This window comes from Endomicrobiales bacterium, assembly GCA_023228045.1.
Taxonomy (GTDB): domain Bacteria; phylum Elusimicrobiota; class Endomicrobiia; order Endomicrobiales; family JALOBY01; genus JALOBY01.
Genome location: JALOBY010000033.1, coordinates 1 through 9,303, shown reverse-complemented (window position 1 = coordinate 9,303; position 9,303 = coordinate 1). Strand labels below are relative to the sequence as shown.

10 protein-coding genes are annotated in these 9,303 nt (G+C 38.7%); all 10 read right to left on the bottom strand.

What is annotated here, in order from left to right; genetic code table 11:
- On the bottom strand, window positions 1-603 hold a 603-nt coding region (locus M0Q46_06480), incomplete at its 3' end, for a DNA topoisomerase (protein ID MCK9583238.1).
- Between the two features lie 326 nt (window positions 604-929).
- On the bottom strand, window positions 930-2,045 hold the full coding sequence (dprA, locus tag M0Q46_06475) for a DNA-processing protein DprA (protein ID MCK9583237.1): 1,116 nt from the start codon (window positions 2,043-2,045) through the stop codon (window positions 930-932).
- Between the two features lie 33 nt (window positions 2,046-2,078).
- On the bottom strand, window positions 2,079-2,846 hold the full coding sequence (locus tag M0Q46_06470; protein ID MCK9583236.1) for an NlpC/P60 family protein: 768 nt from the start codon (window positions 2,844-2,846) through the stop codon (window positions 2,079-2,081).
- Window positions 2,847-3,040: 194 nt separating this feature from the next.
- Window positions 3,041-3,256 (bottom strand): hypothetical protein, encoded by a 216-nt coding sequence (locus tag M0Q46_06465; protein ID MCK9583235.1) that lies wholly within the window; start codon window positions 3,254-3,256, stop codon window positions 3,041-3,043.
- 71 nt (window positions 3,257-3,327) lie between these two features.
- Window positions 3,328-4,224, bottom strand: coding sequence for a tetratricopeptide repeat protein (locus M0Q46_06460; GenBank protein MCK9583234.1), 897 nt, complete (start codon window positions 4,222-4,224; stop codon window positions 3,328-3,330).
- Window positions 4,225-4,345: 121 nt separating this feature from the next.
- Window positions 4,346-4,528 (bottom strand): YqaJ viral recombinase family protein, encoded by a 183-nt coding sequence (locus M0Q46_06455; GenBank protein ID MCK9583233.1) that lies wholly within the window; start codon window positions 4,526-4,528, stop codon window positions 4,346-4,348.
- 87 nt (window positions 4,529-4,615) lie between these two features.
- A complete protein-coding gene (locus M0Q46_06450; GenBank protein MCK9583232.1) occupies window positions 4,616-5,041 on the bottom strand; it encodes a hypothetical protein in 426 nt (141 codons plus the stop codon).
- 619 nt (window positions 5,042-5,660) lie between these two features.
- Window positions 5,661-6,296, bottom strand: coding sequence for a type IV toxin-antitoxin system AbiEi family antitoxin domain-containing protein (locus M0Q46_06445; GenBank protein MCK9583231.1), 636 nt, complete (start codon window positions 6,294-6,296; stop codon window positions 5,661-5,663).
- Window positions 6,281-7,057: a nucleotidyl transferase AbiEii/AbiGii toxin family protein gene (locus tag M0Q46_06440; GenBank protein ID MCK9583230.1), complete on the bottom strand. Its 777-nt coding sequence runs from the start codon at window positions 7,055-7,057 to the stop codon at window positions 6,281-6,283. The genes M0Q46_06445 and M0Q46_06440 overlap by 16 nt, the downstream gene beginning before the upstream one ends.
- Before the next feature lie 128 nt (window positions 7,058-7,185).
- Window positions 7,186-8,712, bottom strand: a complete 1,527-nt coding sequence (locus M0Q46_06435) for a YifB family Mg chelatase-like AAA ATPase (GenBank protein ID MCK9583229.1) — start codon at window positions 8,710-8,712, stop codon at window positions 7,186-7,188.
- Between the last annotated feature and the right edge of the window lie 591 nt (window positions 8,713-9,303).

Here is a 9,303-nt window from a genome sequence, read left to right as displayed (position 1 = left end):
TTTCAATTTTTCAAGGTTTGCTTTGATGCTCCAATATTCTTGCGGTTTAAAACTTTTTATTTCTTCTTCTCTTTCGCAAATCATACGCACAGCTACCGATTGCACCCTGCCCGCGCTAAGCCCTGAGCGCACCTTGCGCCACAAAAGCGGCGAAAGTTTGTAACCCACAAGCCGGTCTAATACGCGCCTTGCCTGCTGACTATCAACTAAATTTACATCTAAAGCGCGCGGGTTTTTTACAGCAGAAACCAATGCCTCTTTTGTTATTTCGTGAAATGTTATGCGGCTAGCTTTTTTATCAGTAAGACCAAGCGCCTCTTTTAAATGCCATGCAATTGCTTCCCCTTCACGGTCATAGTCAGTTGCGAGGTAAACAATGTCTGCGGTTTTACTATATGCTTTTAATTGCGGAACTATTTTTTTACCTTTTGGAGTTACCACATAGCGAGGTTCAAAATCTTTTTCAATATCAACACCAAGCTCTTTACCAGGCAAATCTCTAATGTGGCCATACGAACTTTTTATAATATAGTCCGGCCCTAAAAATTTGGAGATGGTTTTTTCTTTTGCCGGCGACTCCACAATTACAAGATACTTTGGCATTTTATTTCCTTTAACTTGATAATTCCGCTCTGCTTTCAGGGCGGTTACCGAATTGTTCCTTCTCCCCTTGGTGCGGGACTGTGTCGCGACTGTTTTTTCTTCCTCTCCATTTATGAGAGTATTATGTCGTAACTCCTTCTACCCTTGCGGGTAAGTTTCTGGACCCCGTGAAGTCTGGGGAAGAAGGATGGGATGAGGGGCTAATCGTCAATCTATCACCCTCACCTCAATCCTCTCCCATCAAGGGAGAGGAAGAAAGAATTAGAACCACTGATACTGCCCAGTCCCGCCTTGGCGGGAGATGGAGATTCATTTAGTGATTTTAATTAGTAATTTCTTACAAAAATTTTGCCCGGGGTTTCTTTTACCGCACCTTTTAGCTCAAGTCCCAAGAGAGCGCCAAGCACCTGCGTTACAACTAAATTGAGGTTATGCGAAAGCACATCAACCGAAATACCAGAGGAACTTTTTTCAACCTCGGTAAGTATTTTTTGCTCTATTTGGTTAAGTTCCAAAGGCACACTTTCGTTTGAAGCAACCTGCTGCAGCTTAAGGCACGCAAGCGGGTCTAACACATCTATTATATCCTGAGCGCGTTGAACAATATGAGCGCCATTTTTTATTAACTCGTTTGTACCTGCGGACATCTTTGAAAATATAGACCCAGGAACCGCGAATACATCTTTACCCTGGTCGGCGGCAAAATCGGCCGTTATAAGCGAACCACTTTTGGATGCCGCCTCAACAACCAACACCGCTCTGGAGAGGCCGGAAATTATTCTGTTTCTTCGTGGGAAGTTGCCTCTATCGGGAGGTAAATCCATAGGAAACTCGCTAATAACCACGCCGCCTTTTGCGATGGCTCGTTTAAGTTTTGCATTTTGCGCTGGGTAATCTTTATTTAACCCATTGCCAAGCACCGCAATTGTTCTGCCTCCAACTGCTAATGCCGCTTTATGCGCGCAGGTATCAATGCCCGATGCAAGGCCTGAAATTATTGTTATGCCGCTTTGCGCAAGCTGGCGCGAAATTTTATCGGCAACATTGGTACCATAAGCCGAAGGCAGGCGCGTGCCTACAACCGCCACAGCATTTTCATCGGCACACAAAAGCTCACCGAACATATAAAGAACTATTGGAGGGTCGGGCAAATTTAATAGCGTTTTTGGGTAGTTGGGGCTGTCAATAGTTACTACAATTGCCCCGGCTTTACGCACTTTTTCTAACTCTGCTTCAACAGCCGAATCATCTTTGGCGCTACTTAATATGCTTTTAACTATTTTGTCACTAAGCCCACAAGAAAAACGCAACTCATCGGCAGTTGCGTTAAAAACACTTTGAGCATTCCCAAAAACTTCGGTTAGTTTTTTAAATTTTACAGGGCCTATATCGGTTATAAGAGAGAGCTTTAGAACGGCAATATTTTCCAAACTAAGTTCCATAATTAGGGGCCCCAAGAGTTTTTTAAGTGCCCCCTACTTAAGCACCCGTCTTGCGCCGGCAAAGCGTTCTCTAAAATATTTTTCATCAAGGCGGGATATTGTAACATGCTTTACATTTGTAGTGGCATGCATAAACTCCCCGTTCCCAATAAAAATACCAACATGGTTAACTCTTGTATAACTTCCTGCCTTCTTGCCATCTTTCTTTTTAAGGTAATAGGTTTTTTTGAAGAAAACAAGGTCGCCAACTCTTAGGTCGGGTATGTCAACTTCATGTCCAACTTTTATCTGCTCCCGCGCTGTGCGAGGCAAGCTTTCACCTAACTCTTTAAATATGGTCTGAACAAAATATGAGCAATCTATGCCATTTGTTTTGCTTGTTCCGCCGTATTTATACGGCCTGCCAAAAAGCGCAAGGCCAAGGGATACAATTTTTCTGGCCTTTGGGTCTGAATAACTGCCGGGAGCATTTTCATCAACACTGCGGCCATTTTCAATTGCGTTCCAGCCAAATTGCGCCTGATCAATTTCTTGCTCTTCAACTACCGATGCCACAAGCTTATCTTCAACCTTAAGTTTATCTGCCAACTTAAGAGCTTCTTCTACCGATTGAAAACTACCAACGCGAACCTCACAGCTTGGCCCATAAAGCACATAGGCACTATAGCCATGCGCAGAAAGTTTTGTGCAAACGCTTTCTGCCTCGTTTTGCACATAATTGCCAATGCTAAGCGCGTAAGACGCCCAAAGCGGCATAGAAAAGAAACATAATGATAATGCTAAAATTGCCTTATATATCATAACTGTTTCAATTTATAACATTTTTAGCAGCGCACTTTCAACTAAATTTCACAAATTTTCATCAAACTGCCTATATTGTATGGCCTCTGAGATGTGGTTTGAGTTTATTTTTTGAATCATTCAAGAAAACTACTCAACAGATTAAACAGGTATTATATCACTGGAATTTTGAAATTTAAAATGCCTTTACTTTTTTAACAACAACATCTATGTGTTTTAACCGGTCTACCTGTTTCAATAGCTTTGTTCTGTGCAATTTTAAATGAAGAATAAGGACCACTCCACTGACCATTTTTATTTCCTAATGGGTTTGCATGACACCCATTTCCTTCTTTACAATATCCACAAGATCCTTTATGAATTACCGCTTTCTTCTCTGCTACCCAATTTTCATAAATATAATAACTCATTAAATTGAACCTCCATTTAAATGTGGCAAATTATACAGCATTTTTAAAACAAATTAGAAATATTAGGATAACTAAAATATAGGTTTTTGTTGTTTCTTAATTTCAGCTGATCTTTTTTCAAGCGCATTGTCTATATTAAAATCATACTCATCAGTGTATGGTGCTCTAGCACCTTCACCGTAGGCGAAGCCAGCCCAAGGTTCTTTAGAACCATTTTCTTGCGCTTTGTATTTATCCCCTTCAACTGTATAAATTTGGGACAATTTTTCGTTAACATTGTTAAATTTTGGCTCAATATTCAATGCTCTATTATAGTATTCAATTGCTTTATCAACATCACCTTCAACATAATAAACACTACCCAAACCAAAGTATGCATATGGGAGTTTTGGATCAATCACAATTGATTGCTCTAAGCACTCACGCGCTTTTTTATAATCTCCCTTATTGTAGTAAGCATTTCCCATTCTAGTATATGTATTGGGAGATTTTGGGCTCATACTTATTATTTGTTTAGCATATTGAAAAGCCTGATCATATTTCTTATATTTAAAACAAACTATACTTGCAGACAAGTATCCATCTACCTCATTTGGGACAATATCAATTGCTTTTTTGTAACATTTTATTGCTTTATCAAAGTTATCAATACTTTCTGCGTAAACATCACCTAAGTTTATATAGTATATATACTCTCTTGGGTTTATTCTTATTGCCTTTTCAAAACATTCAACTGCTTCATCATATTTCCTATAGCTTGCATGATATGCCATACCCATACAGTTGTAAATCTTATCATTATCTTTCGTATCTATACTCATAGCCTCTTCATAACATAAAATCGCATGCTCATATTCCTTGTTTTCATACGCCTTATCTCCAAAATATATACACTGTTCTTTTCTAGTAGAACATGAACTAAGAACTAGAACACACATTAGTATCGCAAGCACTCTAAAATCTTTCATAAAACAACTCCTTGTATTCTTTTATTGCATTTTTATTTTAAACAAGATGTGTCTTTATTCAACCAATATTTAATAGGTGATACTACTAAAACAATTGGACATAGGGGACGGAGTTAGAATGTTATAATAACATCCTGCCATCAAATTTGCCATCGCCTATCTTCAATAAATAACTGATGCTTGGCCGCGCACATCCTATCGCTTTACCTATTTCACTTCCCGTTATTCCAAGCTCTCGTATCCCCAAATATACTATTAACGCTTTGGCTTCTGATACTTTGTTTCTTCGTCCTTTTTTCTTCAATTCTTTCCGCCTAAAAGTATATTTGTCAACTATCCTAACATTCTAACTCCGTCCCCTATTTTACAGGTGCAATGATTTATTATAATTTTAATCTTTCATTTCTCTTGATGCTATATAACCAAACAACAAACCTAATGACATTGCAATTAAATCTATGGTATTTTTATACAACATACTGAAATTTATTGATACTTTACTGAAAAATACGAGATAAATATAAAAGACAAATATTATGATACCAGTAGCAATGCTGATATATTTTGCAAATAATATATTTTTTGATGGAACTACTTTCGAAGATACCCAAACTAAAAGTCCGAATGTGATGAATCTATCAATAAATATCATAATTGTACATGAAATAAACATCCCCCCCATATCATAAGAATGCCAGAATTGATATACCTTCTCATATTCATATTCGATGCCAAAAAAATGCAAGAGCAATATATGCGCAAGTGTTGATGCAGTTAGTCCGGCTGGTAAACAAAAAATCCATTTTATTATTTTCATTTTATTTTTTTATAGAATCTCTCCAAAATTTACGTTCTTTGACATAGGGGACGGAGGCAGGAAGACAGATTATAACAAATATCCATTCACTTTCGCCACCTTTTCCCCACGAGCCACAGCCTCACTTACCGATTGCTTTGTTATTTTAAAATAGAACTTCCGTGCCAGGCTTTACCCGCCACTGAAACTTTGGCGAGGTTTTCAACTTGCCCTCCGACGCTAACATTTCATCAATAATCACAGCTATTCGCTGTATTGATGAAATAGCTTTGGAGGACGCAACTTTACTTATTCAATCATTTCCTTTTTTCGTCATAAAGTATTCTATTCCTTTTACACACCTTTATCAAACTGCCTGTATTAAACCCAGATTTTGCAATAGGATTTGGAATTCGTCAAAAGATATGGGACATTTTTTTCCGCAAAACCCTTGCTAATGGAATTACCATTGGCTACAACTTTTGCGTCAAAACTGCCTCCATCTCTTTCGCCTCGGTTCTCAAACCTATTGCAAAGTCTGGGTTGTAGCTTCTGAGATGTGGTTTCGCCAAGTAATCGCCAAAATCGCCAAATTTACACCAATCAAGTATCAATACACCCTGTCTTTATCGTGTTCCATTTATAGCGAAGTACTTTTAGAACTCAAAATTTCATTAAGCTTGGCTTTTGCGGCAACTATGGATTTTTGGTCTGGAATTTTTTCAATCCATTCTATTACTTTTTGTATCCTAAAAGGCTTTTTCAGGTTAAGCTCTGGGAAATGACCATATTGCTTTTTCTTTTTGGTATAAAGATAAAGGCAATCTGCCAATGCTTTTTCTGGCTGTGCTATCAAAAAACTTACGGTACCTTTATACCAGTCAAAGCCAGAAAAGAATTCCGGCAATATTTGGTGAACTGCAAACACCCCGATAGCTGTCCTGATTTTTTTCGTATGAGTGGTTGAAGCAAGTGTTATTGTCTGCGGTATCTGCTCAATGATGCCGTGCAAATGCAAGGCGCTCAAAAATGAAACATACACCCTGGTTGATGTAAATAAATGAGGTATAAGCATGTAAGGGCTTATGAGCTTGCTCGTAACTTCTCCCCAAACACCCCGATGCAGTTTCTTTATCGCATTATGCTGGGCAAGATAGTTGAGCGTCTGGGTTACATTGGACGCACTTTTGCCAGACAAGTCCGTTATTTCACGGGTAGTAAATATCGGGCGGTTCAGCTTTTTAATGCATTCAATTATAATTAGTTGTTTTGACATATAAGATCATGAACCCTTAGTTTAATTTCATCCCACAAATCAGGGCTATCATAGGCTGCCTTGTCTTCTTCTGCAAGATAACTCAGCACCGTATCTCGGAATTGATGAAAACTGACAAGAAAAACATTTTCGCAAGCGATTTTGATGCTTACTGCGTCGGTTTTAATCCGACTGTTTTTGTTCGGCGACAATTGTGTTGACAACATATACAAATCAAAAATGTCCCTGGCCTGCACCGCACTGCGATTAGCCAGTGCATTAATTTTCTGTGCGAAGGCACTATCAACATCATAATGGCTGACTATTAACGGCGACATTTTATACTGGCGCAATATTTTTTCTGAAACGGGTTCAACAACCGCATTGCCAACGGATTTGCGGCGCGAGAATTCGATTTTTGTAAAAAGGTCTTCACCCTGATGAGTAATAAGATGTACTTTAAATCGCTGGGTTGTATCGGTTTGTTTGGCTTTAGCCATATTTGGAGGCAAAACTTTATCTATACCAAACCCTTTCAGTTCATTTTGGAATGAAACTGATCCAAGTATTTTCATAACTGTATCGCTCAGAGCTTTTACGTTAATAGTATTAACATCTAAATCCATATCTTCTGAATACCTGATACTACCAAAAGACAACCGCATATTAACCCCACCCTTTAAAGCAAAAAAAGACGGCTTTAATTTCCTTGCAAAAGCACGCAGAAATTCAAGATGAAAAACTTCTCTAATTTGAAGATTATTATAATAATAGCTGTTCATAATATGAATAATTGTTTAGTTACACCTAAATACTATTACATTGCTGTTTCTTTGTCAATAGTAGTTTTTAAGAGCTTTTTAATGATTTAACAAAAATGGTTACAACAAAAAAGGAATTGTAAATCACTTTACAAATTTTTATCAAACTGCCTATATTGTATGGCTTCTGAGATGTGGGCAGATGTAATTGTTGGGCTGTTTTCAAGGTCGGATATGGTTCTTGCTACCTTTAATATTCTGTCATACGCTCTGGCGGAAAAACCAAGGCGGTCTATGGCAACTTTCAAAAGCCCTAAGGCATCAGCTTCAATTTTGCAAAACTTTTTTACAAGTTTAGATGACATTTGGGCATTTGTTCTGATAGATAAACCTTTAAACCTACTCTTTTGAATTTCTCGCGCCTGTAAAATTCTTTTTCTTATATCTAATGAGCTTTCGGCTTTGACATCTGAAACCATTTCGTCAAACTTTACTGCAGGAACTTCTAAATGTATATCTATTCTATCCATTAGCGGCCCTGAAATTTTTGAGCGATATCGCCTTACGGCGTGAGGCAAACATACACATTCCTTTTGTGAGTTTCCCAAATTACCGCAAGGGCAAGGGTTCATTGCGGCAATAAGCATAAATGATGCAGGAAACTCCACGGAATGCTTTGCGCGCGATATGCAAACACTGCGCTCTTCAAGCGGCTGCCTTAAAACTTCAAGTACATTTCTATCAAACTCGGTTAATTCGTCTAAAAATAAAACTCCATTATGTGCCAAACTTACTTCACCAGGTTTTGGAAATGCCCCTCCGCCTATTAAAGCCACATCGGAAATTGTATGGTGCGGCGAGCGAAATGGCCTGTTCGCCTTAAGTGCTCCATCAGTAGCCATAAAGCCAGATACCGAGTGAATTTTTGTTGTCTCAAGTGCTTCTTCTAAACACATTGGCGGAAGTATGGTAACAATTCTTTTTGCAAGCATTGTTTTGCCAGAACCCGGAGGGCCTACCATTAACACATTATGAGACCCCGCGGATGCAACTTCTAACGCTCTTTTTGCATACCACTGCCCTTTAACATCAGAAAAGTCAAAGTCATATGCGATATTTGAAAAATCAAATGTGTCTTGCCCTGCTTGCGGGGCAATTGACTTATCGTTGCCCAAAAAATAGTTTACCACCTGCAAAAGGTTTTGCGCGGCAAGCACCGTTGCCCCGTTTACAACAACTGCTTCTTGCAGGTTATTGTGCGGTATTACTATGCCTTTTAACTTTTTCTTTTGCGATTCAATTGTCATAGGCAGTACGCCTTTTGTTGCGCGCAACTGCCCATCTAACGACAACTCACCTGTAAAAAGCCACCCCTCAATGGATGATTTTTCTAATACTCCGCTTGCGCAAAGCAATCCAATGGCAATTGGCAAATCAAAAGCTGAGCCCTCTTTTTTTAAGTCGGCTGGCGCTAAATTTACGGTTATTTTTTTAGACGGAAAATCAAAACCGCTGTTTCTGATAGCTGCCACAACGCGGTCTTTTGACTCTTTAACGGATGCATCGGGCAAACCAACTATTGAGAAACTTGGAAGGCCGCGAGCAATATATGTTTCAACCAAAACAAGTTTTGCGTCTATGCCGCTAAGCGCGCTTGAAATTACTTTTGAAAGCATTGTTTGTTTTTACCTCACTTTTTATAAGTTTTACAACTAATGTTCGATTAGATATCGTCTAAAAACTATAATTATGTCATTTCGACCAAAGGGAGAAATCTGTAAGATCCCTCCCCGCCTTTGGCGAGGTTCGGGATGACAATAAAAAACCATAAAACAATATACATCAAGTTCCCTTACACTTGTTCGGGACGGGAATGACAGGCTTTTTTGTACCGACTATTTTTGGAAAGCTACTTCTTGCTTCTCATTCTTTTAGTTGTCATCTCCGAATGTTTCTATCGGAGATCTGACTTTATGAAATTATATTTGAGATTCCCAATTACTACCTCGGGAATGACAGGCACTGCTTTTTTAGTTGTCATTGCGTCAGCCCAAAGGGGCTAGATCTCACCAAAGGCGGAAATCCCGAAGGGGGGTGAAGCAATCTCGTCTTAGTTATTAGATTGCCACGGGCTAAAGCCCTCGCAATGGGCATAATACTCAAAAAGTGTTGCTATTTTTGATAGTTTTGAAGTAGCAAAACCATTTTAAGTAACTAATTTTATGATTTTCAGAAAGACCACGATGGTTTCTATATTGATGCTTTAA

Bases quoted from the DNA above. Each gene is read 5' to 3' on its own strand.
- dprA (MCK9583237.1), bottom strand. From the start codon at position 2,045: ATGGAACTTAGTTTGGAAAATATTGCCGTTCTAAAGCTCTCTCTTATA.
- M0Q46_06470 (MCK9583236.1), bottom strand. From the start codon at position 2,846: ATGATATATAAGGCAATTTTAGCATTATCATTATGTTTCTTTTCTATG.
- M0Q46_06465 (MCK9583235.1), bottom strand. From the start codon at position 3,256: ATGAGTTATTATATTTATGAAAATTGGGTAGCAGAGAAGAAAGCGGTA.
- M0Q46_06460 (MCK9583234.1), bottom strand. From the start codon at position 4,224: ATGAAAGATTTTAGAGTGCTTGCGATACTAATGTGTGTTCTAGTTCTT.
- M0Q46_06450 (MCK9583232.1), bottom strand. From the start codon at position 5,041: ATGAAAATAATAAAATGGATTTTTTGTTTACCAGCCGGACTAACTGCA.
- M0Q46_06445 (MCK9583231.1), bottom strand. From the start codon at position 6,296: ATGTCAAAACAACTAATTATAATTGAATGCATTAAAAAGCTGAACCGC.
- M0Q46_06440 (MCK9583230.1), bottom strand. From the start codon at position 7,057: ATGAACAGCTATTATTATAATAATCTTCAAATTAGAGAAGTTTTTCAT.
- M0Q46_06435 (MCK9583229.1), bottom strand. From the start codon at position 8,712: ATGCTTTCAAAAGTAATTTCAAGCGCGCTTAGCGGCATAGACGCAAAA.